We start from the raw sequence: 25,907 nt of genomic DNA, 5'->3' as shown, positions 1-25,907 counted from the left end.
CTGCGCGGCGATATCGCGCTCTTGCTCCTCCAGGTGCGCCAGCACCGCTCCCAAGGTCAGCTCGCTGCCGCTCATGCGCCGCGCCAGGTAGGGGTGGAGGTCGCGGTGAGCATCCGGGCCATCCGGTCGCTTATGGCCCAGTACACCCTCGACTCGGCGGAGGCGGGCCGGTGCTCGTAGTCCCGTACCAGCCTGCGGTGCAGCATCATGATCCCGTTCACCTGCTCCACCACCCACCTCTTGGGCTGCGGGACGAACCCGCTGGTTGCCGGGTTGCGCTCGACGACTTCGACGTCGATGCCCACCTTCTGCCCGTGGTCGACGACGGCGGTCTTGAACCCCTGGTCCACCAGGGCCTTCTGCACCGTGTCGGTGTCGGCCGCGACCTTGTCCAGCAATGCGATGCCGGCGGCGTTGTCATGCGCGGACGCGGCCAGCACCACCACCGCGATCACCAGACCGAGAACATCAACTGCCAGGCCGCGTTTGCGGCCTGAGACTTTTTTTGCCGCGTCCCTTCCGGTGGTGTCGGCGGGCACCCCGGCGGCCGCGTGCAGGCTCTGGGTGTCGAGCACCACCAGGCTCGGGTCGGCCTTGCGCCCCCGGCTCTCGCGGACCTGCCAACGCAGCAGGTCGTGGATGGTCTGGTCGGTGCCGTCGTCGCGCCATTTGTAGAAGTAGTACTTCACCGCTCCGACCGGGGGCAGGTCGTGGGGGAGGTAGTCCCACTGGCAGCCGGTACGGGACTGGTAAAGCAGGGCGTTGACGATCTCCCGCATCTCGTAGGCGCCTTGGTGGCCGCTGACGGAGGGATGCTGAGCCTTCCAGGAAGCGATGACGGGCTCGATCAGGGCCCACCGCTCGTCGGATAAGTCGCTCTTGTAGGGCTGGCGGTCTCTCACGAGGAACACTCCAGCACGACAGGACTCTCCGATCAGCCCCGATACGCCTGTGCCACACGTTCCAGCGACAGCAAACGTGGCATCACGTCACATACCGCCCTCTGAAGCGTCCAGTACACCAACGGGCAAGATCACTATCTACGGCTGGAGTACTAGGTCCTCGTACTTCCCGCGGCGCAGGTTGTTGAGAATGCTCGCGACCCGAGAGGAAGCATCCGACGCCGCTCTTGCGGCGGTGTTCCGCGCCACGATCCGCTCTTGGGTGGCACGGGCTGCGGCAGCAAGGTGCTCCGCTGCCCGGTCTGCGACGGCATGTTCGTCTTTCGTCCGGTCATCAGGGGCCGTCGTGTTGATACTGGTCAGCAGCTTGCGGACTCGTGCGGTGTCCTGCGCGCTGACCGCCTGGTCCAGTTGGGAGAACAGCTCACGGCGCTCCTCTGCCTTCTCCTCCAGCCAGCCGCGTGTCTCTTCCACGGCCGCATCCAGCTGTTCCCGCACATGCTGGCTCACTTCATCCAGGCGGGCGATCTCCCAGCAGACATGCGACGCCGTGCCTTCCCACGCGAAGTTGCGCGCATCATTCAAGCGGCTCAACAAGGCCCACGCCCTGGCATCCGGACTCACCGCTTTCCGGGTCTTCGCCGGGGACCACCGCGGGGGCGGTGCACTGCGGGATGCCACGATGCGCTCCACCGCCGGTGTGGACAAGCCACGCTGCGTCACCTCGCATTCGTCCAGGCCGAACCATTCGGTGGGCCGCGCGAAAGCCTCGGTACCGATCTGCACCTGGCGGGTGGTGCCCTGGCTGTCCAGACGGATGCGGTGGACGTACCAGCGGCGGATCAGCATGTCCTGGTCCACCGGCACTGACGCTCCGAGCACTGGTTCGTGGCCCTCCTCGTCCCACGCCGGTACCACCTCGCCGTCCAGGTGCACACGCAGAGCAGCGTGCTGAAACCGGATGTCCACCACAGAACCGATCGGCGCCCCGCCCGGCCGGGCGAAGTCAAAGTCCGCACCCTCACCCCGAGCACGAAGCCAAGCGACAGCCGCAGACTTCACGTACAGGTGGTCTGCACTGCTCACCCCCCGGGAGGAGCGACCGCACAGATGAGAATGCCCCTCGGCGCCGGGGTTATGGGCGAAATGGCATATGCGGTCGGTGTACAGCTTCGTCGTCAACTGACCGCCACAGCCGCCGAGCAGCAGCCCGCACCAGAACGTGTGATCACTGTGCCGACGTCGGAAGGCGTCCAGCTCGATCGCCTCCAGCGGCAGCATCAGCGGCTCCTCCGACTCCGCACCGCCCAGGACTGCCGTCTGGATCTGCCGCCTGTCACCCCGCAAAACAGCCCCCACCCTGCGCTACCAGCGACGCAGATCTTTGGCCAGCTGCCCGTACCACTCGGCACGGCGCCCGGCCCGGTCGGCAGGCTTGTCCCCCAGCGCAACCACGGGGTCCGTGATGTTGTAGGTGAGCCGGTACAACAGCACGTGCGTGGCGGTGTCCAGCCACTTCTGGGTTCCGACGGCCGGCGGGACCGACCCGAGCACCGTCACGAACCACGACGGCATCAGGAACCGTGCACTCACGGCATCGGACAGCCGGCTGCGCAGCGCCAGGACCAGCTTCTTTTCCGCCTTCTCCCCGGCGGCGATCACCCCCTGCTTCTCCGCCCGGGCCTTCGCGTCGGCCGCCAGGGCGTTGTCCGCCTCTTCCGCGCGATCGGCCTGCTGGTCCAGCTCCTGCCGCAGCCGCCGTTCCTGCGTCACGAGCTTCTCCAGCTCCGTCACGGCCTGCTCCCGGTCCCGGGAACCGGCTGTGCCAGTCAGTTTCCCTGCCGTCGCTATCACCGTGGCCTGGTGCTCGCGGTGCTGCGTAGCGCTGGTTTCGAACCTCCGCACTCGTTGTTGGTGCATGTTCCGTTCATGGGCGGTGAGCAGGACGCTGCGGGCGTGCCGGCCGCGTTCGATCGCCGCGGCCTGTTGCCGCTGCTCTGCGGTGAAGGTGTCCAGGTCCGCGAGCTGGGCGCCGCCGGAGGCCAGGAGGTGGCCCTCGAGAAGCTGCACCTGGCCGATCAGCCGTTTCACGGCCCGGCCGGTCTTCCCGATGTGATCTTGCAGGTCGTCGTCGAGCTCTTCGATCTTGCTGTCCGCGCTGCTGATGTCGTTGCGGATGTCGCGGAGCTCGTCGTCGAGATGGCCGGTGTACCCGAACTTGTCGCTCAGGCTCTGCAGGTCGCTCTCCAGGGAGTCGACCCTGTTGTCCAGGTCCCGGATCTCGCGGTCGTAGTCGCCCGTCATCGCGTCTGCCCCTTCACGGGCGTGTCCTCGGAGGCCACACCGACCACGATCCACCCGACCGGGACAGTGATCAGGAACCAGGCCGAGACCACCCCGAGACTCACGAGCGCGACCAGCACACACAGCACATGCAGACCAACCGCCACCCTGCGCTGGTGGACATGCCGGGCAGCAGTGACCTCGACCGTCCAGCCCATCAGAGTCGCCAGCAGATGCGGCACAAGCAGAACCAGCCACCACGCCGTGTTCCCCACGACGAACACAGCAGCGATCAAAAGGGCGGCCACCGCCGTCTCGGCACGCCACGACCACTTCACGAACCGCTCACTGCGCTCACGCTGCGGCTCAGCCAGACGCGCCGGCACCCCCTTCTCGAACTCCAGGAGCCGTTCCGCCTGCTCGACCATCTGCCCGTACTCCGCATCGAACGACGCGTCGTCCTGATCGAGGCGGACCACACGCGCATGGCGCTCCCGGAACGCATCGCGCAGAAGCTGATGCTCCTGAGCCAACTCACGCCCAGTACTGCTCACCGAAAATCCCCCTACGTGCGTGGCCTGGCACGACACTGCCCATCCCCGCGCAGGCTGAAGCCATAAGCGGACCGAAGCTACCCGTCGCCACCAGGTCACCGCCGGAACTTCAGGGACAGTGGCCGGAACCGACCGGGCACTCATACAGGCTCCGCCCGGTAACCGTCCGCCCCAGCGAGCGCCCCTCCTAGGTGCCTGCGTCGGCACGTCGCCGCTGAGTTGATGGAGCCCTTCGCCGAGCCAGGCCCGTTGCGGCCGAGGGCGGCCAAGGTGGGGCTCCGGCAAGGAATCCGTCACCGATCCTGCTGGCTTATTCCGTACCCAGCGGGTCTGACGGCTCGGCAGGACATCAGCGACCGTCTTGGCGTTCCTGGTCGCGGGTGGGGTGTGGAATAGCAGCAGCCCCGTACCCGCTGGACGCGAGCCACCTTGCCCGCCTCGACCTCTCGCTCGCCGCGTACCCGAGTAAAAACGGTCAGCCTTCGGAGACTGGGGAGGGCTGGTCGTCAGGTGAAAAAGGGGGAAAGGGCTGCGGTGACGGCGGCGGCGAGGGCCAGGACGGCTGCGAAGGTGCCGGCAGCACGGGTGCAGGCCGTTGGCCAGGTGGCGCTATCGATCCGGGCCAGCATGCCGGCGCCGACGGCGGACAGCAGCGCGATGAGGAGAACGACAGCGATGGTGAGAAGGACAACAGCGACGGTCACGGCAGACTCCCTGGACACGGTGGGGTGTTGACAGGGACGAAGTTCGCGGAACAGCTGTGCGCCATGGTTCACCGGAACGAAGATGAACACGGGCACACACACCACCTGGAGACCGTCACATGCACGACGAGCCGGACCGTCGACGTTCCGCACAGTCCGAGCTGCGCTCAAGACTCGATGAGGGACGGGCCCGTGCCCGCCTGGATCAGACAACACTCGCCAGGAAAGCGGGCCTGGGGCGTACGACGGTGTCGAAGGCACTCTCCCCCAGCGGCGGCGTGCCGTCGGCTGACACGGTGACGGCGCTGGCCGGTGTGTTGAAGCTGCCGGTGGGCGAGCTGCTGGAGTTGCGGCGGATCGCGGCCGAGGAGACAGGCACTGCGTCAGCCGACGTGTCGGGGCCGGGCCGACCGATCGGACAGTGGGATCCGCACGAACTGGAAGTCCACCCCGCCGGACCCGGCAAGGGCCCGTCGGGCGCCGACGGCGTGCGGACGCTGCCGGGGTATGTGCGACGCGAGCATGACCAGGTGCTGGCCAACGCGGTCACGGCGGCCGCCACGGGCCGCAGCGCAATCGTGGTCCTGGTGGGGACCTCCTCGACGGGTAAGACCCGGGCGTGCTGGGAGGCCGTGCAGCCGCTCGCCGAGAAGGCCTGGCGGCTATGGCATCCCTTCGATCCGACCCGCGCCGAAGCCGCCCTTGAAGACCTGCACCGGGTCGGGCCGCGGACGGTGGTGTGGCTGAACGAGGCACAGCACTACCTCGGCGACCGGAAGTTCGGCGAACGGATCGCGGCGGCGGTGCGCCAGCTGCTGCTCGACGAGGAACGCGGCCCGGTCCTGGTCCTGGGCACGCTGTGGCCCGAGTACGCACACGACTACACCGCCCCGCCCACACCGGGCGAGGACGATCCGTACAGCCTGGTGCGGGAACTGATGGCCGGACACACCGTGAGCGTCCCCGGCACGTTCGACGCCGCGGCCCTGGCCACCGCGACGGCCCTTGCCAAGCAGGGCGACACCCTGCTGGCCGATGCCCTCACCCGCAACCGGAACGCCAGCCGGATCACCCAGGATCTGGCCGGAGCTCCCGAACTCCTGCGCCGCTACGAACAGCCCCGCCAGGCCGCCTCCCGCGCGCTCCTGGAAGCGGCGATGGACGCCCGCCGGCTCGGCACAGGCCTCCACCTCCCGCAGGCCTTCCTGACCGACGCCGCCCCCGACTACCTCAGCGATCACGACTACGACCAGCTCACCGACGACTGGGCCGAGCAGGCCTACGCCGAACTCGCCGAGCAGGTCCACGGCAAGCAAGCACCCCTGCGCCGCACCACCCGCCGGCCCTCACGACGCCCGCCCACCCCCACCACCGACGCCGGCACCACCCTGCCACCTCCCACAGGCCCGGTGTTCCTGCTCGCCGACTACCTCGAACAACACGGCCGCACCACCCGCCGCAGCCTGTGCCCACCCGCATCCTTCTGGTATGCCGCACACACCCACCTCACCCACCCCGACGACCTGAACAACCTCGCCCAAGCAGCCAAAAACCGGCACCGCCTGCAATGGAGTCACCACCTCCTCCAACGCGCCGCCAACCACGGCAACAGCGGCGCCCTGACCCGCCTGGCCGGGATGCGGGAGGAGGCCGGGGACCGGGACAGCGCCGAAACCCTCTACCGGCAGGCCGCCGACCACGGCAACAGCGGCGCCGTGGTCAACCTGATCGGGATGTGGGAGAAGACCGGGGACCAGGACGGCGCCGAAACCCTCGCCCAACAGGCCGCCAACCGCGGCGACATCTTCGCCCTGACCGCCCTGGCCGCGATGCGGGAGGAGGCCGGGGACCGGGACGGCGCCGAAACCCTCGCCCGGCAGGCCGCCGACCACGGCAACACCTTTGCCCTGGAAAACCTGGCCGGGATGCGGGAGCTGGCCGGGGACCGGGACGGCGCCGAAACCCTCTACCGGCAGGCCGCCGACCACGGCAACAGCGGCGCCTTGGTCAGCCTGGCCGAGATGCGGGAGGAGGCCGGGGACCAGGACGGCGCCGAAACCCTCGCCCAACAGGCCGCCAACCACGGCAACACCGCCGCCTGGCCCCTCCTGGCCGAGATGCGGGAGGAGGCCGGGGACCAGGACGGCGCCGAAACCCTCGCCCGGCAGGCCGCCGACCACGGCGACGGCTACGCCCTGGTCAACCTGGCCGCGATGCGGGAGGAGGCCGGGGACCGGGACGGCGCCGAAACCCTCTACCGGCAGGCCGCCGACCACGGCAACACCAGAGCCCTGGTCGGCCTGGCCGGGATGCGGGAGGAGGCCGGGGACCGGGACGGCGCCGAAACCCTCGCCCGGCAGGCCGCCGACCACGGCAACACCGACGCCCTGCCCCACCTGGCCGAGATGCGAAATATCTTCAACAGGCTGTGGCCGTATGGCCTGGACCCGGACGGCACACCGACATCTCCATGGGAACCGTCCGTGTCCGTTGAACAGAGGGAACACGTACCGCCGGGCCCGTCGTAGGGATGCCGCCGTTTGCGGCTGGTGACGATCCTGCTGGGTACGGAATAAGCCAGCAGGATCGGTGACTGAGGCCTTATCGGAGCCCCAAGGTGAGTGATCCGCTGATGGTGTTGCCGGTGCTCTTCCATCTGCTGTGGTCCGGCGCCCTGGTGACAGACGTGACCGCACGGCTGTTGGGCTCCGACTCCGTGGTCCACGCTGCAGCGAGGGGGCCGCGATGGGACCTCTGACTCGGCCGGAGGGCCTGGCTGTCGGGGAACGGGTGCGGTTCGACGGGCAGGTCCGCCTGGTCCTGGCTGTTTCGGGCGCGTCGGTCACCTTGTCGGACATGGTCGGCACGCCGCGCGCTGTTCCGCCGACGGTGCTGTTCGCCAACGACGACTGGTCTCCCCAGAACCGGCCCACGGCTTCGGCGCGCTCGGTAGCGTGACCGTCATTGGCCCGAACGGACGGTGAGGACGCACCCGCCCCCCGAGGCCCGGCCCGCGCTCAGGGGAGCGGTTCGCCGGAACGAACCCGGCACGCGATGGACATCACCTGCCCGAAATGCGATGCCGCGCCCAACATTCCGTGCACGGCCGGGCAGGTCTTGTGGGTGGTCGGTCGCAGGGGGATGACCGCGCCGTTGGCGGCTTCGCTCGGGTCGAGCCAGACCTCGGATGTGATGTCGGCACCGCGGCCAGGCGGCGGGGCGTCACCGATCTCGACGATCACGGGGCATCCGGATCTGCGTGCGTCGCGCCTCGGCGGGCCGACACTGCCTCAGCCTCCGGGAATGGGCCGGGCTCGATTACTCGGTGCGCTCGCCAGTGCTCACGCTGATCTCCTTGATCTTCCCGCTGGTGCTGAGTTCCGCGTACACGTAGGAGTCCCCCTCGGCTCCGGCGTTCCGGGCGAGCTTGATGGCTTCCTCCAGCTCGTCGAGGGTCATGTCCTTTTCGGCCCCGCTGAGCTTGATCTTCGGTGACATGAGTACATCCTGCCGGGCGTCGCGGCGGGCGGCGGAGCGTTTCGTGAACTTGGCCAGCAGTTCCTCCGGATCGCAGGAGCCCTGCCCGATGAGGAGCTGAAGGCTGGCGTCGGTGTTCGTTCAGCTCCTCGGGAAGCATGACGCGTTCGGTGCTGCGGGCGGATGGCTTGTGCTCATGGATGACGCGAGCGGTGTCGATGCCAGAGAAGCTGACGGCGGCCTTCAGAGGGTCCGAATGCCACCCGCTCATATGCTCCGCGTCCGGTTCGGCACCCGCAATGGCCGAGCAGACGCTGTAGCCGCGCACTCAGGCGGTGGTCCGGGTCAGGTCGCGGACCGCGGCCAGGACGTGGGTGGAGTCGGTGCGCTGCGTGGTGCGTTCGCCCATGAGGCCGGCTTCCTTGAGGCGGGCCAGGGCGAGGTCGAGAAGGCGGTCGGCCCGGTCGGCCTCGGTGAGCCGGTTGCGGAAGTCGGCCAGCACGCTGTGGTGGAAGCCGGGGGCATCCAGCTTCATGGCCATGGCGTACTTGAAGTCGATGCGGCAGCGGACCGCCTCGGCGGCCTGCCGGTCCGACAGGCCGAGCAGGAACTGCAGCACGCAGACGGTGGCCAGCTGGGCGGGCGACAGGCCCGGTCGCCCGTCACGCGGGTACCAGTCGGCGAAGTCCTCGTCGCACCACAGCCCATCCAGCCGGTCTCTCACCCACATCGCCGTGGTGCCGCCGGGTTGCTCGCCCGCGCGATCTGCGCGGTCAGAGAGGGGACTTGCTCACCGGAACGGGGGCGGAGGGACAACGGGCATCTCGACGACTGCATTGGCCACTGGAACAGCCCGAGCATGCCCGTTAATCACGCTGCCGCGCTGGGAATCTCCAAAATCCCCGACTGTGAGGATGAGGCGGCACCGCTCGAGGGTCTGACCCGATCCCCGATTGACGCTTCGGCTGTCCTGACTCTGAATCGTCGGCCTTCCGAGCGGTGCCAATGCGTGTACCGGCCGGAGATCGTGACCTCATAGAAGCTTGACCCAAGCGGTCCCATCACAGTCGTGTCCGTCTGCCGACCGGTGCGCGCGAGCCCACTCGCCGCGCACGGAAGGAACCCGGCCACCATGTCACAGCCCATCGAGGTGATCGGCGGGATCGACACCCACACCGACCTCCACCAGGCCGCCGTCATCGACACCATCGGCCGACACCTGGCCACCGAGGCGTTCCCCACAACGCCCACGGGCTACCGAGACCTGCTGGAATGGCTGCACTCCCACGGCCAAGTACTGGTCGTGGGCATGGAGGGCACAGGCTCCTTCGGTGCCGAACTTTCCCGCTATCTCCATACCAACCAGATCACTGTCATCGAGGTGGACCGACCCGACCGTCGTGCTCGTCGCGAGGCTGGGAAGTCCGACCCCATTGATGCCTACGCCGCCGCCACCGCGGTACTCGCCGGCCGCGCCACAGGCACCCCGAAGCACCGCGATGGCGCGGTCGAGGCAATCCGCGGACTGCGCGTGGTACGCGCCAGTGCCGTCAAGGCCCGCACCCAGACCATCAACCAGATCAAATCACTGATTATCACCGCGCCCGCTGCGGTACGCGAAGCACTGCGCTCGCTGACCACCACCGAGCTGGTCCGACGGCTGGCCGCCAGCCGTCCGGGCACCGACCTGGCTGCCCCGGCCACAGCCGTCAAACTGGCCCTCAAGCGTCTGGCCAAGCGCTACCGGCACTTGAGCGAGGAGATAGCAGACGCGGACGCCGACCTGCGCGTCCTGATCACTCGCACCGCCCCCGGCCTGCTCGCGCTGCCGGGCGTCGGGACCGAGACCGCCGGGCAGCTACTGGTCACCGTCGGTGACAATCCCGACAGGCTCGCTTCAGAGGCCTCATTCGCCCACCTGTGCGCCGCCTCACCCGTGCCAGCCTCATCCGGGCGCACAGACCGCCACCGACTCAACCGCGGTGGAGACCGCCAGGCCAACCGGGCGCTGCACACAATCGTGCTGGTCCGCATGCGTCACGACCCGCGCACCCGCGACTACGTCGCACGACGCACCCTCGAAGGACTCAAGACGAAGGACATCTTCAGATGCCTCAAGCGCTTCGTCGCGCGAGAGGTCTACCGCCACCTCACCAGCGCATTCACCGGCGCACCCGGGCCGTCTCCTGCAGCTTGACGATCTATAGAAGCTTCAGAATCTCTCAGTGAGGCGCCGTCTCCCGCCCCGGCCGCCAAGCCCGGTGCGAAGGGGCCGAGCAAGGCACAGCAGGCGTTCCAGCGAGGCCTGACGGCACTCGCGCAATGGGTCGAACGGGAAGGCGTGGGCCGACCGGTACCCCGGAAGGCGGTGGAGACCTTGCCCGACGGGACCGAGACCAAGCTCGGCATCTGGTACAGCAACACCAAGTCCAGGCGGGACAAGCTCACCGCCGAACAACTCGACGCACTACGCAAGCTCGGGGTGGAGTGGGCCGTGTAGCGTGCGGTGCTGGTTTCAATAGCAAGTCGCTTCCGCATCGGCAGACATCACCCTCGGAGAGCGTGTGCACATGAGAGAAGTACGCAAGAGAATCATGGCCGTATCCGGAATGCCGGCGGCTGTCGTCCAGGACGGCTTCAAGTTCCCGGCAGGAGTGGGCTCTCGGTGATACCCCAGATCCAGAGGGCGCGTTCGGGTGGACAGTGGCTCGGGACACGGGCCGCCCTCCGCGTTCCCGTCGTACTGATAACTCTCGTCGCCGGCGCGGTGGGAACCGCCTCCTGTGGCCAGGACAGCCCCGGCGTGGCATCGCCACAAGCGCCGAGGACAGTGGCACCTCGTCCCGAGCCGTCCGCAACACAGACCCTGCCGCAGGCCTCCGATCTGCCCAAGCATGCGGTGACCAGCGACAAACAGGCCACGCTCAGCCCAGCAAGGACGATGGCCACGGGATACACCGGGAACGATTTCCTCACCGGACTGGCGAAGGACTGGAAGATCCGACTCGAAAAGCCCATCGAGCAGGAGATGCCCAACGGGAAAATGACGACGTACGTTCACGGGCGCGGCAAGAACGGGATGACCGTGTCGGCCGGCTACGCCGATCACAAGAACATGTCCTCCCTGCTGTGCCGCGCGGGTACGAAGGAACCAGGCGATTTCGAGTTCCTGGCTTCCTGCACAGGTCTCGACGTCGCCGGAATCGACCATGACAAGGCGTCCTCGTGGCTCGACCGGGCGAAGAAGGAGACCGACTCCCTGTACGAGAAGCAGGTGACCAAGACGGGAATCGAACAGGAGTACGTTGTCAGCGGAGTGTTGGTCTCGGGCCCGGTGAGGATGGTTCTGCACCGCACATACGAGAGGTACTCACTGAGGATCCTCGGAGGCGCAGCGGTGTAGAGGCATCAGCAGGATTCCAGGGTCAAGGCCCCTCGTCGACCTGCGGATTGGAGTGGGCAGCGTAGGACCCGGAGCGGGCGGCGGAGCGCGCGGCGCAGCTCACCGCTATCGACCCGGACTGGAACTGCCCCTGGCCGCTGGACTGGCAGCGCCACCACCGCGTCCTCGCCGACCTGGCCGATGCCGACGGCCAGCTGCCCGGCATCACACCCGGCGTCCTCATGGACGGCGACGACATCGGACTGTGACTGGAGCAGTAGAAGCGGCCGGGCACCTGGGCGCGGCTCCTGTCCGAGCAGCGGGAGCGGCTGTCCGCGCTGGGCATCAAGGCCGCTGAGGCTCCGTCTCCCGCCCCGGCAGCCGCTCGTGCGACGAAGGGCCCGAGCAAGGCACAGGCGGCGTTCCAGCGGGGCCTGGCGGCCCTCACACAGTGGGTGGAACGGGAAGGCGCGGACCGGCCCGTGCCAAGGGGTCACAGCGAAGAGATCGCGGTCGACGGCGAGGCGGAGCCGGTGGCCGTGAAGCTGGGCGTATGGATTTCGAACACTAAATCGAGGACGGACCGGTTGGACGCCGACCAGCTCGCCGCCCTCGCGGCGCTGGGCATGGACTGGGCAGCTTGACGTCGACTGCCGGGCTTGGGCCAAGTGTTTCGGTGGACCCAGGCCCGGGGTTCGGGGTATCGGTGACCGCATCTCGCATACTTCACCCGCCCTCTTTCGATGCACCCGGCGACTTCTCGCCGGGCAGCGGCGCGTCCGGGATATGACCCGGGTGGTAGGTCCGCCGGTTCTTGACGTTGGGAAACAGCAGCACAGCCTCGCCGGAAGAGTCGGTGTCGATCGCTCTGGCTTCTCCGTCGGAGTACACCGCCCACGCCACCACCGGATCAGCGAACGATGTCCCTTCGTCCGGGTCCTGCCACTCCGTCATCCAGCCCCCACCTGGGACGACACCGACGATCTGGCGGCGCTCACGGACTTCCTTGAAGCCCTCGATGTTCTGTGCTCGTCGCAGCTCATTGCGCCACAGCACCAGCGGCTCGCCTTCGTCGTCCCAGGCGTGCACGGGGAGTAGCTCATCGGGCAGGTTGCCGCGATCGAAGATGGCTTCGGTGGGCACGGTAGCCGGAATCATGAGGCCTCCACAGGTCGGTGATCTGCCAGTCTCGCGGGCCCACGTCGTCAGCAAGCTTGGCCAGCCGTATTCGGCCGGTTTTCAGTTCCTGATGCTGTCGCAGGGTGTCCGACCCAAGCCTGATGGTGGGACGCGACGTGCAGTCCCTCCCGCAGGCGACCTCGTAGGACGCCGACGCGTGTTCTGCCCTCCAGGACCTGCAGACCTGTGTCCGACGGGTCCAAGAGCCGTCGGACGATCAGGATCGGCGGGCGCAGCCACGTCCCGTGAAGGGCATCCGTTGGGGCGGACGCCCCCTCAACACCGCAGCCTGACCAACCGCGAACTTACACAGCCACAGCGCATCATCGGTCCGCTCGTGGCCAAGCGCGGACGACCGAAGCGTTGTGAAGATGATCTCGGCTGGGCAGACCCGGAGCCCCGAACCGGGCCGGTTCAGGAGAAGGACGGCGCCAGAGGAAAATGACTCAAGAGGCGGACGGCTCGATCTCCCCCGCGAAGACGATGACCTGGTCGATGAGGCTCCGCCGCAGATGGACGACGTCCGTTCCCGCCAGGCGGGGGCCTCCATCCGGCGTCGTGAAGACCCACTGGTACCGGGCCCACTCGTCCGGCATGTCCACCGCCGAACAGCGCACCATCGTGCCGGTCCCCGCGGGGTGGCGCCGGATGTCCAGCACGAACCGCTCGACCGCCTCGATCCCCTCACTGCGGCCCAACGGTCCCCAGAAGACCACGTCCGAGGTTAGGGCCTGGGAGAGCAGCGCAGTCACATAGCTGTCGTCCGAGGCGTTGAACGCGGAGATGAACGTGTCGATCGCGGACCGCGCGGTCTCTTCTTGCATGCACCAGTAATACCAGTCGCCTCGCGGACCGCGCTCGTCCCGTGAGCCGTCTCCCGACCACGGTGCATCCCGGTCACAGCACTAGCGGAGGAAGAGCAGCTTGCTGAAGCCGGGGACGATGACGGCTGGTAACACCCTGCGGCTTCCACCGATCCCCCTGGACACACCTGAATACTGGCGAGCCTCGGCCCCACGCCCGTGGGCCATGTCCCGGCTCCAAAAGCGGGTGGATCCGTCCCAGCACCGCCGCATATCAACGATCACCGGAAGTGCACCGGGCGCAGCGCAGATGACACGGCCTGATCACCACGGTCCGCTATCTGACAGCCCTGCAGCTCAGACCCCCAGCCCGGGACCCAGTGCCCACACTCACCACGGCTACCGAGGCAGCAGCACCGTCTGACCACAGCCACACCCCAAACTGATCAGCCCAGGTCAGAACACCCGCTATTGATCACAAGCACTGTTCCTGGACAGGCTGACTGCCGGCCAGCTCGCCGCGCTCGCGGAGCTGGGCATGGACTGGGCGGGACCACTGCCAGCCGCCGAACCCGCACCCGGCTCCCGGCACTGACAGTAGTAGTCCATCCAGCTCCGACCGAGGAGGCGATCAAGCACAGGTACTTATGACCAGCGGGTTGTACAGAGAGCCCCGGGCATCGCCAGATGCCCGGGGCTCTCTGTCGCTGAGCTAGAGGGCGAGTCTCTTGAACACGTCCTCGAAGCGATCGAGGGTCTCGATGTCGACCTGTCCGAAGAACTCTTCCCGGTCGCGGGTGAGCTGGTGTGCGGGTCCGACGTGGTCGAAGTCTCGGGGTTCCTGCTGCTTGCTGCGGGCGATGCCGATCCGCATGAGGATCGGGGTGGGTTTTTCCGAGGCAAGCAGGTCCGACTCGTTCACCACGACGTTGGTGGCCTTGTTGTAGAGCCAGAGGTAGTCCTTGACGGAGAACAGGTCCTCGATGTCCGCGGTCTCGGGCAGCCCTTCGATCTGGCCGATGATGGTGATGTGAGAGTCGTCGACATCAGCGGCTTTCGCGGCGCCGAGGACTTTGGCGGTCACCCTGGTGGTCTCCGCTCCGTCGATCAGCGCGCGAACGTTCAGGCGCCGCCCCATGACGGCCACGAAGGCCGGCATGTTGCCGATGCCACCGACCGGGATGATGGCTAGCCGGGGATCGAGGCCAGTCCGGCCCTGGCTGATCAGGTAGTCGGACATCCGCATGAGGAAGACGAAGTCGCTGCTGCCTTCCACTGCCAGGAGCGGCCCGGCTCCCAAGAAGAGGTGCTGCGCAACGGAGTACCCCAGGGCGGCTTCCACCGGCAAGATCGTCTTGGCGTCGGCCGACAGGCTGACCGGTGTGATGACCACTCCGAGAGTGGGGTCCTTGCGCGTGGCCTGGTCATGGATGGCGCGCATGGTCTCGTACCGGGTGGGGTCGATCATGTGCTGGGAGTGGGTGGTGTAGAGGACCTGCTGCTTGGTGCCGATCTCTCCGTAGATGTAGCGCAGGAAGTCGCCCTGGGCTTCGCCGTGCAGGCTGGTGCCCGGCTCGTCCAGGAGGACGACGACGCGTTCGCCTCGGTCACGGTAGGCGCTGAAGGCGGCGAGGAAGGAGAAGAACCACTGGAAGCCGGTGGAGCGGGTGGCGAAGTTCGTCTCCACCCCGTGGCGCTCGTCGCGCAGCTCGATCTTCAGGATCCGGTGGTGTGGTTGCGGCTGGCCGTTGGCGTCGTTCGGCATGGGGATGAGATCGGTGTCGAACACGACGGACAGCGCGTCGTTCTGTTTCCAGTACTCGAAGACCTGGTCGCTCAGTTCCATGCTGGCTGCCTGGAGTTCGGCCTTGCGACTGTTGTAGTCGTCGTCCAGGAAGTCGTCGGGGTCCTCTCCGGCAAGGCGGAGTAGCGACAGGATCGTCCCGTCTCCCTTGCGCCGCTTTCCGGCCTTGGTGCGTTCGGCGAGGGCGTGAAGGTCGCTCTCGCCCGGCAGCAGCTCGTAGGTGGAGAAGTAGAAGAACTTCGGAACGAGGCTGGCCAGGGCCTGGGTCTGGTCGTCGTCCAGGTCGTTGTCGAGCAGCAGCTTGTACTTGTTCAGCTCGGCAGGCACCTTGTCGAGCACCTTGGCGCGCGCTGTCTTCTTCTCTTCCTTCAACTGCTTTGCGTGGGCTTTCGCCGCGGCCGCGATGCCGGGAATGGTCTGCTCGCGCTTGAGCAGCTCACGGTCATCGGCATCGTCGATGCCGGTCTCCTGGAACACCTGCTCCAGCACGTGTTCCAGCGCGCATGAGAAGCCGACCTCAAGGGCCCCACCGTAGGTCCGTGACGCCTCCACGACGGTTTGGACGGGGGGACGTATACCCAGGTGGTCTTCGAGCTTGTCGAGGTCGGTCTCTTCCAGGGAGAAGACCGCCCTGGCGGGCGCGACCTGTTCCAAGTCCTTGTCGCGCCGGTCACGCGAGAGGCGACGGCGCGGGTAGTCCGTGGTCACGTCGAACTCATCGGAGTCATTCGCCGGATTCAGCCGGTGCAGGGCCTTGAGGATCGTCGTCTTGCCCGACTCGTTCTTGCCGATCAGGCATGTCACGCCGGACTCAACCGCCATGGTCTGGGAGTTGGTGAAGTTCCGGAACGCGTCGATCTCTACCGTGTGCAACAGCATGGGCGTCCATCCCCCAGGGCGTCGTTGTCCTGGTCGATCAGCCGACTGCGCCGCACCCTCCACAGACAGCAGGAGGCCGCAGCCGTACGGCATTGGCTTGATCCGCCAGTATGCGGGCGAGCACTGACATCGCCCCAGGGATTTGCCGCCCCTGGACTATGACGGTAGGCCGGGTGCCAGATCGCGGGTAACCCGCTCGGCCAGGACGACGGGGTCGTTCGCTGTCCATTGGTGTGCTGTGCCGAGCGCGTCGTCGTCCTTGGCCCTGGACGTGCTCTTCCCAGGGAACACGCCCGACTCCACGCGGGCGGTGAAGGTCGACGGGGCCGTCGGGCGGGGCAGGAACAGCAGTGGGTGGTGCGGGGGTGAAGCCGAAGTGACCGAGTCGTGCGGCGGGCTCTTCGTCGAAGAGCTGAGGTTCGGTCCACAGGCCGACGGTGACAACGAGCCAGGTGTGGGGGCGGTCCGGGTCGTTGCACAGCCACAGGTCGAACGTGCCGACCAGTAGGTCCTTCTCCCACTTCCAGACCTTCGCCCGTGGATCGAGTGCGTCGGCCCCGTCCCGGCGCAGGGGCATCAGGGCGCGCTCGAACGGGGTGATCAGGTCGTCGTAGGCGCCGCGCATGGCGCTGCTGGCCGCGTGGTCGACGGTCCGTTCCTGGTCGGGGACGATCTCCCAGTGCGGGAGGTCGGGCAGCTGCCCGGCCAGGTAGCGGTGCAGCCGGTCCACGGCGACCGGAAGGCCGTTCTCGCCGCGGCGGGCGTGCTCGGCCGTCGGCACGCGGACCCACCAGGCGTAATACGGTGTTTCGTCGTCGTAGGAGTCGTAGTCGACGCAGAGTTCGTACACGCAGCCCAGCGAGGCGGCCAGCTCCGTCATCGTCTCCTGGGTGCGCTCGTCCAGATCCGGATCCTCGCCCGCGAGCTGCTGGGGGTCTTGGACCTCCAGCCGCCACACCACCCACTCGAAGTCCTGCCAGTCCGTCACGCGCACGCGCCCCTCGGCTCGACGGTGTAACCCCTGCTGTACCCGGCCAACGTCCCGCTCCCCTGCTTCGCCCTGCTCCGACAGTCCAGTACATCAAGGCCCACGGGACGAGCGGGAACGTTCGGCGACACCCGGCCCGGACGAGCGACGCGCAGGGCCGGCTGAACCCTGCGCACCGGTTCAGTCGGCGTCAGGGTCGTATCCGAGGCTCTCCAGGAGACGGCGGCGTTCGTCTTGCTCACGCGCCCGGCCGGGGCGGTGGCGGGCCTGCCTCCGCCGACTCTTCCCGCCCGGCGAGTCGCCGACGTGGTGCCGTGTCCCGCCAGGCGGGGATCCGGCGCCACGTCCGGCTTCGGTGCCCACCATCACGGCGCTCACGCTACCGACGGCCAGTCACCGCGCGGACCTGCGCCGTCAGCAGGCTGCCTCGGCGGCGGTGTCCGCGATCAGTACAGGTACATGGACGCTCTTGAGGTCCAGGAGCCGATCGATGGGCACCGCGTGCGGGCTGCTGTCCACGTTGGTGTGGGCGGCCCGCGGCCGGACTGGCCCAGTCTTCGGGGTCAGCGGCGCAGGGCGTAGCGGGTCAGGCGGGAGCGGGCGGCTTGTTCGCTTACCCCGAGCGCCTGGGCGACGGTGTCCCACTGTGGCCCATCCGTGGTGTCGATGCTGAATGTGGCATCGGTCGCTACCCGTGCGGTGAGGCGTCCCAGAGCCGTGACGGCGCGGAGTGCTGCGAGCGGTTCGTCGGCGGTGACCGCATCAACGACCTCGGGCCGGTCTCCCCCACGCGGCCCGGCCCCTGGCGCGTCCGCGCCGCCCATTCCGTCTGTCCCGGTGGGCTCGCCACGCTCGGCGAGCCCACCGACACGCGGGTTCAGGCCGTGAGAGCGGCTTCTTGTTCGTCTGCCTGGTCGCTGGCCGCGAGGGCGGCAAGGTAGCGCTCAGCGTCCAGGGCCGCCGAGGCACCGCTGCCGGCAGCGGTGATGGCCTGCCGATATGTGTGGTCGACAACATCGCCCGCACCGAAGACGCCGGGGATGTTCGTCTGGGTGGTGGGCGAGGCGACCTTGAGGTAGCCCTCCTCGTCCAGGTCGAGCTGGCCGCGAAAGAGTTCGGTGCGTGGATCGTGGCCGATCGCAATGAACAGACCGGTAGCCGCGAGTTCGCGCGTGGCACCGGTGAAGACGTCCCGCAGTACGACCCCGCCGAGCATGGCACCGTCCTGCTTCAGCTCGGCTACCTCGCTGTCGAAGGCGAAGGAGATCTTGTCGTCGGAGAAGGCTCGGTTCTGCATCACCTTCGAGGCGCGCAGGGCGGAGCGGCGGTGGACGACGGTCACGGACTTGGCGAAGCGGGTCAGGAAGGTGGCTTCCTCCATGGCGGTGTCGCCGCCGCCGACCACGACGATGTCACGGTCGCGGAAGAAGAATCCGTCGCAGGTGGCGCACCAGGACACGCCGCGCCCGGAGAGTTCTTCCTCGCCGGGGATGCCGAGTTTGCGGTAGCCGGAGCCGGTCGCGACGATCACGGTCTTGGCGCGGTGGACGGTGCCGGTCGAGTCGGTGAGCAGCTTGATGGGGCCGGTGAGGTCGACGTCGGTGATGTCGTCGTCGATCATCTCGGCGCCGAATTTCTCGGCCTGGGCCCGCATCTTGTCCATCAGGTCGGGGCCGTTGACGCCCTCGGGGAAGCCGGGGAAGTTCTCGACCTCGGTGGTGGTCAGGGAGCCGCCGACGAAGATGCTGCTGCCGAACAGCACGGGCTTGAGCTGGGCGCGGGCGGTGTACAGCCGGCGGTCCAGCCGGCCGGACCGGAGCCGATGACGAGCACATTGCCGTCCCTCTTATGCCGACTTCTCCGGGGCGATCTCCTCGATCAGGCCCTCGACGAGGGTCTTGATCTCGTCGCGGATGGGGCGGACTGCTTCAACGCCCTGGCCTGCGGGGTCGTCGAGCTTCCAGTCGAGGTAGCGCTTGCCGGGGAAGACGGGGCAGGTGTCGCCGCAGCCCATGGTGATGCACACGTCGGACTCACGGACGGCGTCGATCGTGAGGATCTTCGGGGTCTCAGCGGAGATGTCGATGCCGACCTCGGCCATCGCCTCGACGGCCGCCCAGTTGACGGCTTCGCCGGGGTTCGAGCCTGCGGAGCGGACCTCCACGCGGTCGTCGGCCAGGTGGGTCAGCCAGGCTGCGGCCATCTGGGAGCGGCCGGCGTTGTGGACGCAGACGAACAGGACGGACGCCTTGCCGGAGGACTCAGCCATGTTGATCGTTCTCTCTCGCCGCATGGCGGACCAGCCGCCAATGACTTCAGCCCCCGCTGGTATCAGCGAGTGATGATGTGAGAGTATCAGTGCATGCTGACTTCAGTCGATCCTGATCTGATCCGGGTGCTGGGCGATCCGCTCCGCCTCCAGATCGTGACCCTGCTGGCGCGCGAGACGCTCTGCACGACGCACCTGGTCGAGGAGACCGGCGCGAAGCAGACCAACCTGTCCAACCACATGAAGGTCCTGCGCGAGGCCGGCGTCGTGGAGACCGAGCCGTGCGGCCGCTTCACCTACTACAAGCTGCGCCCCGAGGTCCTGGCCGGCCTGTCGGAGCAGTTCGCCGCGCTTGCCGAGTCCGCCCGTACCGCCGCCGAGAACAAGAGGGCCTGCCCGTGACCACCGAGCGCATCACGACGGCCCCCGCTGCCGACCAGTCAGCGGGAGCCGACGACTCGATCGTCAAGAAGCTCTCCACCCTCGACCGCTATCTCGCGGTGTGGATCCTGCTCGCCATGGCCGTCGGCCTGGGCTTGGGGCGACTGATCCCCGGGATGAACGACGCGCTGGCGAAGATCGAGGTCGGCGGGATCTCCCTGCCGATCGCGCTCGGTCTGCTGGTGATGATGTACCCGGTGCTGGCCAAGGTCCGCTACGACAAGCTCGATACCGTCACCGGCGACAAGAAGCTGATGGTGTCCTCGCTGGTCATCAACTGGATCGTCGGGCCCGCGGTCATGTTCGCCCTGGCGTGGATCTTCCTGCCGGACCTGCCCGAGTACCGCACCGGCCTGATCATCGTCGGCCTCGCCCGATGTATCGCCATGGTCATCATCTGGAACGACCTCGCCTGCGGCGACCGCGAAGCAGCCGCCGTACTCGTCGCACTCAACTCCGTCTTCCAGGTGATCGCGTTCGGCCTGCTGGGCTGGTTCTACCTCGACCTGCTGCCCCGGTGGCTGAACCTCGGAGACGGCCAGGGCCTGGACGTCTCCGTGTGGCACATCGCCCTCAACGTCATCATCTTCCTCGGCATCCCGCTCCTGACCGGCTTCCTCACCCGCCGCATCGGCGAGCAGAAGATGGGCCGCGAGAACTACGAGGCGAAGTTCCTGCCGAAGATCGGCCCCTGGGCGCTGTACGGGCTGTTGTTCACGATCGTCATCCTGTTCGCCCTGCAGGGGAAGACGATCACCTCGCAGCCGCTGGACGTGGTCCGGATCGCGCTGCCGCTGCTCGTCTACTTCGCGATCATGTTCTTCGGTGCCTTCCTGCTCGGCAAGGCTCTCGGACTGGCCTACGACCGCACGGCCACACTGGCGTTCACCGCGGCGGGCAACAACTTCGAGCTCGCCATCGCCGTCGCCATCGCCACCTTCGGCGTCACCTCCGGCCAGGCCCTCTCCGGAGTCGTCGGCCCCCTCATCGAGGTACCCGTCCTGATCGGACTCGTGTACGTAGCGCTGGCCTGGCGCAAGAAGTTCACCCCCGCGGCACTCACCACCTCAGGAAGGGACGACTGATGCACTGCCTCGACTGCCGCACCGCAGGAACGAACAGCCCCACCGTCGGCGTCTGCCAGAGCTGCGGCGCCGGGATCCGCACGGCGCATGCCCGCATCGCGACCCGGAGCGTGCGACGGGGCAGCCTGATCGGAACCCCCGGTGAGGCCGAGGCCCGGACGGTGCTGTGCCCGGTGTGTGCCGCAGCCGCGGAACCGCCCGCATCGGTTCTGACCCTGTGACCAGGGTGGCGGACGTTGTGGTGATCGGCGGCGGGCAGGCCGGGCTCGCCGCCGGGTACTACCTGCGCCGCAAGAAGCTGGACTTCGTGATCCTCGACGCGCAGAGCACTCCCGGCGGGGCCTTGCAGCACACCTGGGACTCCCTCCACCTGTTCTCCCAGGCCGCGTTCTCCTCACTGCCCGGCCGCATCATGCCCGCCCAACCGGGCCAGGAGTACCCGGACGCCGGGCACGTGGTGAAGTACCTGACCGACTACGAGCAGCGCTACGACCTGCCCGTCCACCGCCCGGCCCGCGTCCGGGCAGTACACCAGGACGGCGAACGTCTGCGGGTGGAGACGGACACCGGCGACTGGTCCACGCGGGCGGTCGTCTCGGCCACCGGCACCTGGTGGCGTCCCTTCCTGCCCGCCGTCCCCGGCCAGGGGGTATTCACCGGTCGCCAGCTCCACACCACCTGCTACCGGCGCCCGTCCGACTTCGCCGGACAGCAAGTGGTCGTGGTCGGCGGCGGTAACTCCGGCGCACAGATCGCCGCCGACCTCGCCACCCACGACGGCATCGACCTCACCTGGGTCACCCAGCGCCCGCCCCGCTTCCTCGCCGACGACATCGACGGCCGAGCCCTGTTCGACGCCGCCACCGCCCGCCGCCGCGCCCTGGACGAAGGCCGCACCGACACCAGCGACGTCGCCTCGCTCGGCGACATCGTGGCCGTCCCGCCGGTCCGCGCGGCGCGCGACGCGGGACTGCTGAAGGCCCAGCCGATGTTCGAACGGCTCGTTGCCGACGGCATCCGGTGGAGCGACGGCACGACCGCCCGGGCGGACGCGGTGCTCTGGTGCACCGGCTTCCGCCCCGCCCTGTCCCACCTTGCCCCGCTGGGCCTGCGCGGCGTACGGGGGCACATCACCACCGACGGCACCCGCGCGGTCGGTGAGCCGCGACTGCACCTGCTCGGCTACGGCGACTGGACGGGGCCGGCTTCCGCCACCCTCATCGGCGTGGGGCGCCCTGCCCGTGACGCCGTCCGTCAGATCACCGAACTGCTGGCCTGAGCTGCTGCGACATTTTGGAGGCGTGCGGATTGAGGTTCGTAGTCGTAAACGAATGCCCGAACGAACAGCCGGCCGTCGCCCAGTTGTGGCGCTGGACGGCCGGGGCTGCACAACGTCGATGTCGTCACCCGGATGGTCACTGACCAAACCGAGGCCGAACGCATCGGCTACGCCCGCTGCTCGACGCTGCGGCACGAACTCAGCTCGCAGCTCGACGCGCTCAGCAAGCGCGACATTGCGAGGAAAAAGGTCTTCAGTGAGCAGATCAGCACCCGAGTGCGGGTCCGCCTCCCACGCCGGGTACCGAGCGGGTATGGACCGCTAAAAGAGACAGCCCCCTGGCATGCCAAGATTGAAATCCGAACCGACGTATCACCCATGTGTCCACGTATGGCTTCCCCCCGGGACCTGCGCGGCACCCAGCTTGCCGTCCACCAGACCCGTGCCGCGTACGAGCAGTGCGCCAAGAGCTCCCCTGGTCGGTCGGCCCCTGTGCCCGGCTGAGAGGCGACAAGCGCCTCCACACCGCCTACCGGTACGCGAAGTCATGCGGCGCGAAGTCGAGAGGCTGGCCAGCGGAGTGCCTCACATCACCGGGAGCGAACACGCGCGGGGCTTTCGAGCCGTGTCGGCGATCCTCCCAGTGCAAGTGCCGCTGCCAGGGTGGAGACGAACGTCAGCACGGTGAACAGTGTTGAGTAGCCGCCCAGTGCGTCGGCCAGCGCAGCTCCAGCGAAGGGGGCCAGGGCTGCGGCAACCGCGGCGGGAGCAGCAAGGAGGCCGGAGAGGCGGCCGTAGTGGGTGGTGCCCCAGCGGTCGGTTACGGCGGTGGCCTGGAGGAGGGTGAGGTTGCCGCGGATCATGCCGGCGACCACGGCCAGGAGGAGCAGGAGCGGGTAGGGGCCGGGGACGAGCGCGAGGGACATCGTGCTGGCTCCTCCCGCGGCAATCAGTGTGACCGTGCGCCTGGTGACGCTGGTGCGGCGGGCGAGGGCCCCGTAGAGGGTGCGGCCAAGGGTTTGGCCTGCGCCGCCGAGTCCCAGGGCCCATGCTGCTGCGGTGGTGCTCGCGCCGCGTTCGCTCAGCAGCGGGACGAGGGCGATGACCACGGCGTACATCGCGAAGCCGTTGAGAGTGAGGGCGGCGGCGAGGGTGAGAAAAGGTCTGCTTCGGGCAATTTCCGTGCTGCTGGAGGCCTGTCGGGTGGGTTGTGCGGGTGCCGGTGGCCACGGGGCGCGCAGGGCGAGAGCGTGGGCGGGGATGGTGACGGCGGCGAGGATGGCGGCGAGGATCGTGTAGGTGGTGCGCCAGCTGAGGTGTTCGGCGAGTGTGGCCGTCAGGGGCGCGAAGGCCGTGGAGGCCAGGCCGCCGGCGAGGGTGACGATGGTGAGGGCACGGACCCGGTCTTCTCCCCACCAGCGGGTCAAGGCGGCGAAGGCGGGCTGGTAGAACGTGGCGGACATGGCCACCCCGGCCAGCAGCCAGGCGGCCGTGAAGAAGGCCAGGCTGGGGGCGTGTGCGACGGCGAGCACGGCGATGGCACCGAGGAGGGAACCGGTGGTCATCACCACGCGCGGGCCGCGGCGGTCGAGGATGCGGCCTATGGGGATTCCGGCGAGTGCGGAGACGATGAGGGCGGCGGAGAAGGCACCGGTGGTGCCGGTGGTGGACCAGCCGGTGTCGGCGGTGATGCGGGCGTTGAGGACCGGGAAGGCGTAGTAGACGATGCCCCAACTGGTGATCTGGGTGGCGCAGAGGGCGGGCAGGGCAGCGCGAGGCCGCAGCCGGTCTTCTGTTCCGGTCGCGGCCTCGCTGGTGGGAAGCGTGGTCATCTGGGCTCAGCAGCACCCGCTGCCGGCCGCCTCGGGTTTGTCCGTGACGGCTGCGGCTGGGCTGGAGCAGCAGGCGCTGCCCTGCTGCTTGGCCAGCGTCTCGGCGTCGCCCTTGACGACGTAGACCTCCCATGGTTCCTGGCCGGGGCCGTGGACCCAGACCTTGTCCTGCAGGGCATAGCAGCAAGTAGTGTCGTTTTCCACGTCAGTGGCAAGTCCGGCGTCGGCCAGGCGGGTCGTGGCGGCGTGGACGGCTTCGGTGGAGTCGACCTCCACGCCGAGGTGGTCCATGCGGGTGTCTTCGCTCTCGGTGCCCTGGATGAGGACGAGCTTGAGCGGTGGCTCGGCGATGGCGAAGTTGGCGTAGTCGTCGCGGAGTTTGGCGGGCTCGGTGCCGAACAGCTTGCTGTAGAAGGCGACGGACGCGTCGAGGTCCGGGACGCGGAGGGCGAGTTGTACGCGGGACATGTCGTTTCTCCTGCCGGTAGGGGACGGGTGGCGGTCAGCAGCCGCCGGTTGAGGCCGGGGTGCCGATGCCGATCTGCAGGGTGGTGGGGGCTGCGCAGCAGCCGCCACTGTCGCCGGCCTGCGCTGCGTCGGGCTTGTCGAACAGGCCCGCGCCGCCGCACACGCCGGTTTCGGGGAGGGTGAGTTCGACGCGCTCGGCGGCCTCGCGGTCTCCGGCGATCGCTGCCGTGATCGAGCGGACCTGCTCGTAGCCGGTCATCGCGAGGAAGGTCGGGGCGCGGCCGTAGGACTTCATGCCGACCAGGTAGATGTCCTGTTCGGGGTGGGAGAGTTCGTTGACGCCGTGCGGGTAGACGGTGCCGCAGGAGTGGACGTTGGGGTCGATGAGTGGAGCCAGGGCGGTGGGGGCCTGGAGTCGTTCGTCGAGGCCGAGGCGGATCTCGGAGAGGAAGGACAGGTCGGGGCGGAAGCCGGTCAGGACGATCACCTCGTCGACCGGGTCCAGGCGTCGGCCGTCCTCGGCCACCAGGACCAGGCGGCCGTCAACGGCGCGCTCGACCGTCTGGGTACGGAATCCGGTTGCTGCGGAGGCGTGTCCGTCTTCCACGGCGGCCTTGGCGCGCAGGCCGAGTGCTCCGCGGGCGGGCAGTTGGTCCGCTTCGCCACCGCCGTAGGTGTTGGCGCCGATGCCCCTGCGTAGGATCCACACCGCGTGGGTGCCGTCTTCCTCCTTGGCCAGGTCGGCGAGGTAGGCGAGCGCGGTGAAGGCGGAGGCGCCGGAGCCGATGACGGCGGTGCGCTTGCCCGCATAACGGGTGCGGACGGCCGGGTCCTTCAAGTCCGGAACGCGGTAGGCGATGTGGTCGGCGGCGGTCTTCTCGCCGAGGGCGGGTAGGCCGTTGGCACCCAGGGGCGCGGGGCCGGACCAGGTGCCGGAGGCGTCGATAACGGCGCGGGCGGTGATTCGTTCCTCGGTTCCGGCGGCCGTGTGGATGTGGACGGTGAAGGGCTGCTCGTCGCGGCCGGAGTCGACGATGCGGTCGCGGCCTGCGCGGGCCACGCCGGTCACGGTCGCGCCGTAGCGGACCTTGTCGCCGAGGACGTCGGCGAGCGGCTGGAGGTAGCGCTCGGCCCAGCCGCCGGTCGGGTAGGTGGCGTCGTCGGGACGGGTCCAGCCGGTGGGGGCGAGAAGCTTCTCGGCGGCGGGGTCGGTGACCTCGGTCCAAGGGGAGAACAGCCGCACGTGGGCCCAGTCGAGTACGGCCGTTCCTGCGGCCGGTCCTGCTTCCAGGACTAGCGGTTCGAGACCGCGCTCGACAAGGTGGGCGGCGGCGGCCAGGCCGACGGGGCCGGCTCCGATGACGACGACCGGCAGGTCGTGGGTGGCGGGCGTAGTCACGGGAGTCTCCTTGATTTCGATACCTGTCTATACAGTGGCGCTCCTTAACATGCATCCGACTTCGACAGACGTCAACATAGAGGCTCATCGAAATCGCGATTTCCGTTCAAGGAAGCCGCGTTGCCCATCCAGACAGATCCGCGACCGCTTCACTCTTGGCGCGTGATTAGATGGATGTC

The 25,907-nt window shown here is 68.3% G+C and carries 27 protein-coding genes and 2 pseudogenes; 11 read left to right on the top strand and 18 right to left on the bottom strand.

The window, feature by feature from the left end; genetic code table 11:
* Positions 1-71: 71 nt before the first annotated feature.
* From OG936_RS37575 to OG936_RS37555, 5 genes are all read right to left on the bottom strand, one after another.
* The gene (locus tag OG936_RS37575) at positions 72-902 is read right to left on the bottom strand and encodes an IS5 family transposase (RefSeq protein ID WP_406499671.1); all 831 of its coding nucleotides are present in this window, start codon (positions 900-902) and stop codon (positions 72-74) included.
* Between the two features lie 138 nt (positions 903-1,040).
* Positions 1,041-2,183 (bottom strand): hypothetical protein, encoded by a 1,143-nt coding sequence (locus OG936_RS37570; RefSeq protein ID WP_406500208.1) that lies wholly within the window; start codon positions 2,181-2,183, stop codon positions 1,041-1,043.
* Positions 2,184-2,267: 84 nt separating this feature from the next.
* Complete coding sequence (locus tag OG936_RS37565; protein WP_406500207.1) at positions 2,268-3,206, bottom strand: hypothetical protein; 939 nt, start codon at positions 3,204-3,206, stop codon at positions 2,268-2,270.
* Positions 3,203-3,739, bottom strand: coding sequence for a hypothetical protein (locus OG936_RS37560; RefSeq protein ID WP_406500206.1), 537 nt, complete (start codon positions 3,737-3,739; stop codon positions 3,203-3,205). Before OG936_RS37560 ends, OG936_RS37565 begins: the two co-directional genes overlap by 4 nt.
* 506 nt (positions 3,740-4,245) lie before the next feature.
* On the bottom strand, positions 4,246-4,443 hold the full coding sequence (locus OG936_RS37555; RefSeq protein WP_406500205.1) for a hypothetical protein: 198 nt from the start codon (positions 4,441-4,443) through the stop codon (positions 4,246-4,248).
* A gap of 119 nt (positions 4,444-4,562) precedes the next feature.
* Here OG936_RS37555 and OG936_RS37550 point away from each other — a divergent pair, with 119 nt between their 5' ends.
* From OG936_RS37550 to OG936_RS37540, 3 genes are all read left to right on the top strand, one after another.
* On the top strand, positions 4,563-6,971 hold the full coding sequence (locus OG936_RS37550; RefSeq protein WP_406500204.1) for a hypothetical protein: 2,409 nt from the start codon (positions 4,563-4,565) through the stop codon (positions 6,969-6,971).
* An 89-nt stretch (positions 6,972-7,060) separates the two neighbouring features.
* Entirely contained in the window at positions 7,061-7,201 is a 141-nt protein-coding gene (locus tag OG936_RS37545; RefSeq protein ID WP_406500203.1) for a hypothetical protein, read from the top strand.
* Positions 7,189-7,401 carry a hypothetical protein gene (locus tag OG936_RS37540; protein ID WP_406500202.1) on the top strand — a complete coding sequence of 71 codons (213 nt, stop codon included), beginning with the start codon at positions 7,189-7,191 and terminating at the stop codon, positions 7,399-7,401. Before OG936_RS37545 ends, OG936_RS37540 begins: the two co-directional genes overlap by 13 nt.
* 59 nt (positions 7,402-7,460) lie before the next feature.
* On the opposite strand, the gene OG936_RS37535 is transcribed toward OG936_RS37540, so the two are convergent.
* From OG936_RS37535 to OG936_RS37525, 3 genes are all read right to left on the bottom strand, one after another.
* Positions 7,461-7,685 (bottom strand): hypothetical protein, encoded by a 225-nt coding sequence (locus OG936_RS37535; protein WP_406500201.1) that lies wholly within the window; start codon positions 7,683-7,685, stop codon positions 7,461-7,463.
* A 76-nt stretch (positions 7,686-7,761) separates the two neighbouring features.
* Positions 7,762-7,941 (bottom strand): hypothetical protein, encoded by a 180-nt coding sequence (locus OG936_RS37530; RefSeq protein WP_406500200.1) that lies wholly within the window; start codon positions 7,939-7,941, stop codon positions 7,762-7,764.
* Positions 7,942-8,248: 307 nt separating this feature from the next.
* The gene (locus OG936_RS37525) at positions 8,249-8,644 is read right to left on the bottom strand and encodes a transposase (RefSeq protein WP_406500199.1); all 396 of its coding nucleotides are present in this window, start codon (positions 8,642-8,644) and stop codon (positions 8,249-8,251) included.
* Between the two features lie 408 nt (positions 8,645-9,052).
* Between OG936_RS37525 and OG936_RS37520 the strand changes: the two genes are divergently transcribed.
* The 4 genes and pseudogenes from OG936_RS37520 to OG936_RS37505 all read left to right on the top strand — a co-directional run bounded on the left by OG936_RS37520 (position 9,053) and on the right by OG936_RS37505 (position 11,946).
* Entirely contained in the window at positions 9,053-10,117 is a 1,065-nt protein-coding gene (locus OG936_RS37520; protein WP_406500198.1) for an IS110 family transposase, read from the top strand.
* A 30-nt stretch (positions 10,118-10,147) separates the two neighbouring features.
* A pseudogene (locus OG936_RS37515) lies at positions 10,148-10,420 on the top strand (Helicase associated domain protein); the annotation flags it as partial.
* A 399-nt stretch (positions 10,421-10,819) separates the two neighbouring features.
* Positions 10,820-11,323, top strand: a complete 504-nt coding sequence (locus OG936_RS37510) for a hypothetical protein (RefSeq protein ID WP_406500197.1) — start codon at positions 10,820-10,822, stop codon at positions 11,321-11,323.
* A gap of 287 nt (positions 11,324-11,610) precedes the next feature.
* A complete protein-coding gene (locus OG936_RS37505) occupies positions 11,611-11,946 on the top strand; it encodes a Helicase associated domain protein (protein WP_406500774.1) in 336 nt (111 codons plus the stop codon).
* A gap of 82 nt (positions 11,947-12,028) precedes the next feature.
* On the opposite strand, the gene OG936_RS37500 is transcribed toward OG936_RS37505, so the two are convergent.
* The 7 genes and pseudogenes from OG936_RS37500 to OG936_RS37470 form a co-directional block, all read right to left on the bottom strand.
* Positions 12,029-12,460, bottom strand: a complete 432-nt coding sequence (locus OG936_RS37500) for a hypothetical protein (RefSeq protein ID WP_406500196.1) — start codon at positions 12,458-12,460, stop codon at positions 12,029-12,031.
* Positions 12,461-12,927: 467 nt separating this feature from the next.
* On the bottom strand, positions 12,928-13,305 hold the full coding sequence (locus OG936_RS37495) for a nuclear transport factor 2 family protein (RefSeq protein WP_024757633.1): 378 nt from the start codon (positions 13,303-13,305) through the stop codon (positions 12,928-12,930).
* A gap of 691 nt (positions 13,306-13,996) precedes the next feature.
* Positions 13,997-15,967: an AAA family ATPase gene (locus OG936_RS37490; protein ID WP_406500195.1), complete on the bottom strand. Its 1,971-nt coding sequence runs from the start codon at positions 15,965-15,967 to the stop codon at positions 13,997-13,999.
* 37 nt (positions 15,968-16,004) lie between these two features.
* Entirely contained in the window at positions 16,005-16,955 is a 951-nt protein-coding gene (locus OG936_RS37485) for a hypothetical protein (protein ID WP_406500194.1), read from the bottom strand.
* Between the two features lie 563 nt (positions 16,956-17,518).
* Positions 17,519-17,779, bottom strand: coding sequence for a hypothetical protein (locus OG936_RS37480; RefSeq protein WP_406500193.1), 261 nt, complete (start codon positions 17,777-17,779; stop codon positions 17,519-17,521).
* Positions 17,780-17,832: 53 nt separating this feature from the next.
* Positions 17,833-18,788: pseudogene (gene trxB, locus OG936_RS37475) on the bottom strand (thioredoxin-disulfide reductase).
* Positions 18,789-18,801: 13 nt separating this feature from the next.
* On the bottom strand, positions 18,802-19,224 hold the full coding sequence (locus OG936_RS37470) for an arsenate reductase ArsC (RefSeq protein WP_406500192.1): 423 nt from the start codon (positions 19,222-19,224) through the stop codon (positions 18,802-18,804).
* A 93-nt stretch (positions 19,225-19,317) separates the two neighbouring features.
* On the opposite strand from OG936_RS37470, the gene OG936_RS37465 reads away from it, so the two are divergent.
* From OG936_RS37465 to OG936_RS37450, 4 genes are read left to right on the top strand one after another with little or no spacing between them, the layout of a single operon-like run.
* Entirely contained in the window at positions 19,318-19,626 is a 309-nt protein-coding gene (locus OG936_RS37465) for a helix-turn-helix transcriptional regulator (RefSeq protein ID WP_103492416.1), read from the top strand.
* On the top strand, positions 19,623-20,750 hold the full coding sequence (gene arsB / locus OG936_RS37460; protein ID WP_406500191.1) for an ACR3 family arsenite efflux transporter: 1,128 nt from the start codon (positions 19,623-19,625) through the stop codon (positions 20,748-20,750). The genes OG936_RS37465 and arsB overlap by 4 nt, the downstream gene beginning before the upstream one ends.
* Positions 20,750-20,971, top strand: coding sequence for a DUF2180 family protein (locus OG936_RS37455; RefSeq protein ID WP_406500190.1), 222 nt, complete (start codon positions 20,750-20,752; stop codon positions 20,969-20,971). The genes arsB and OG936_RS37455 overlap by 1 nt, the downstream gene beginning before the upstream one ends.
* Positions 20,968-22,029, top strand: coding sequence for an ArsO family NAD(P)H-dependent flavin-containing monooxygenase (locus OG936_RS37450; RefSeq protein ID WP_406500189.1), 1,062 nt, complete (start codon positions 20,968-20,970; stop codon positions 22,027-22,029). The genes OG936_RS37455 and OG936_RS37450 overlap by 4 nt, the downstream gene beginning before the upstream one ends.
* A gap of 590 nt (positions 22,030-22,619) precedes the next feature.
* On the opposite strand, the gene OG936_RS37445 is transcribed toward OG936_RS37450, so the two are convergent.
* The 3 genes from OG936_RS37445 to OG936_RS37435 are packed head-to-tail and all read right to left on the bottom strand — an operon-like array spanning position 22,620 to position 25,728.
* Positions 22,620-23,861 carry an MFS transporter gene (locus OG936_RS37445; protein ID WP_406500188.1) on the bottom strand — a complete coding sequence of 414 codons (1,242 nt, stop codon included), beginning with the start codon at positions 23,859-23,861 and terminating at the stop codon, positions 22,620-22,622.
* A gap of 6 nt (positions 23,862-23,867) precedes the next feature.
* Positions 23,868-24,329, bottom strand: coding sequence for an ArsI/CadI family heavy metal resistance metalloenzyme (locus OG936_RS37440; protein ID WP_406500187.1), 462 nt, complete (start codon positions 24,327-24,329; stop codon positions 23,868-23,870).
* Positions 24,330-24,363: 34 nt separating this feature from the next.
* Positions 24,364-25,728 (bottom strand): FAD-dependent oxidoreductase, encoded by a 1,365-nt coding sequence (locus OG936_RS37435; protein WP_406500186.1) that lies wholly within the window; start codon positions 25,726-25,728, stop codon positions 24,364-24,366.
* Positions 25,729-25,907 lie beyond the last annotated feature (179 nt).

Origin of the sequence: Streptomyces sp. NBC_00846 (assembly GCF_045207325.1) — a bacterium.
GTDB lineage: Bacteria > Actinomycetota > Actinomycetes > Streptomycetales > Streptomycetaceae > Streptomyces.
Note: the sequence above shows the minus strand (reverse complement) of the source record. Positions and strands in the feature narration are given on the sequence as shown.

What these genes read in the sequence shown, in the direction of transcription:
- OG936_RS37570 (WP_406500208.1), bottom strand. Translation starts at nt 2,183, where the DNA reads ATGCTGCCGCTGGAGGCGATCGAGCTGGACGCCTTCCGACGTCGGCAC.
- OG936_RS37565 (WP_406500207.1), bottom strand. Translation starts at nt 3,206, where the DNA reads ATGACGGGCGACTACGACCGCGAGATCCGGGACCTGGACAACAGGGTC.
- OG936_RS37550 (WP_406500204.1), top strand. Translation starts at nt 4,563, where the DNA reads ATGCACGACGAGCCGGACCGTCGACGTTCCGCACAGTCCGAGCTGCGC.
- OG936_RS37540 (WP_406500202.1), top strand. Translation starts at nt 7,189, where the DNA reads ATGGGACCTCTGACTCGGCCGGAGGGCCTGGCTGTCGGGGAACGGGTG.
- OG936_RS37530 (WP_406500200.1), bottom strand. Translation starts at nt 7,941, where the DNA reads ATGTCACCGAAGATCAAGCTCAGCGGGGCCGAAAAGGACATGACCCTC.
- OG936_RS37520 (WP_406500198.1), top strand. Translation starts at nt 9,053, where the DNA reads ATGTCACAGCCCATCGAGGTGATCGGCGGGATCGACACCCACACCGAC.
- OG936_RS37500 (WP_406500196.1), bottom strand. Translation starts at nt 12,460, where the DNA reads ATGATTCCGGCTACCGTGCCCACCGAAGCCATCTTCGATCGCGGCAAC.
- OG936_RS37495 (WP_024757633.1), bottom strand. Translation starts at nt 13,305, where the DNA reads ATGCAAGAAGAGACCGCGCGGTCCGCGATCGACACGTTCATCTCCGCG.
- OG936_RS37490 (WP_406500195.1), bottom strand. Translation starts at nt 15,967, where the DNA reads ATGCTGTTGCACACGGTAGAGATCGACGCGTTCCGGAACTTCACCAAC.
- OG936_RS37480 (WP_406500193.1), bottom strand. Translation starts at nt 17,779, where the DNA reads ATGGGCGGCGCGGACGCGCCAGGGGCCGGGCCGCGTGGGGGAGACCGG.
- OG936_RS37470 (WP_406500192.1), bottom strand. Translation starts at nt 19,224, where the DNA reads ATGGCTGAGTCCTCCGGCAAGGCGTCCGTCCTGTTCGTCTGCGTCCAC.
- OG936_RS37465 (WP_103492416.1), top strand. Translation starts at nt 19,318, where the DNA reads ATGCTGACTTCAGTCGATCCTGATCTGATCCGGGTGCTGGGCGATCCG.
- OG936_RS37455 (WP_406500190.1), top strand. Translation starts at nt 20,750, where the DNA reads ATGCACTGCCTCGACTGCCGCACCGCAGGAACGAACAGCCCCACCGTC.
- OG936_RS37445 (WP_406500188.1), bottom strand. Translation starts at nt 23,861, where the DNA reads ATGACCACGCTTCCCACCAGCGAGGCCGCGACCGGAACAGAAGACCGG.
- OG936_RS37440 (WP_406500187.1), bottom strand. Translation starts at nt 24,329, where the DNA reads ATGTCCCGCGTACAACTCGCCCTCCGCGTCCCGGACCTCGACGCGTCC.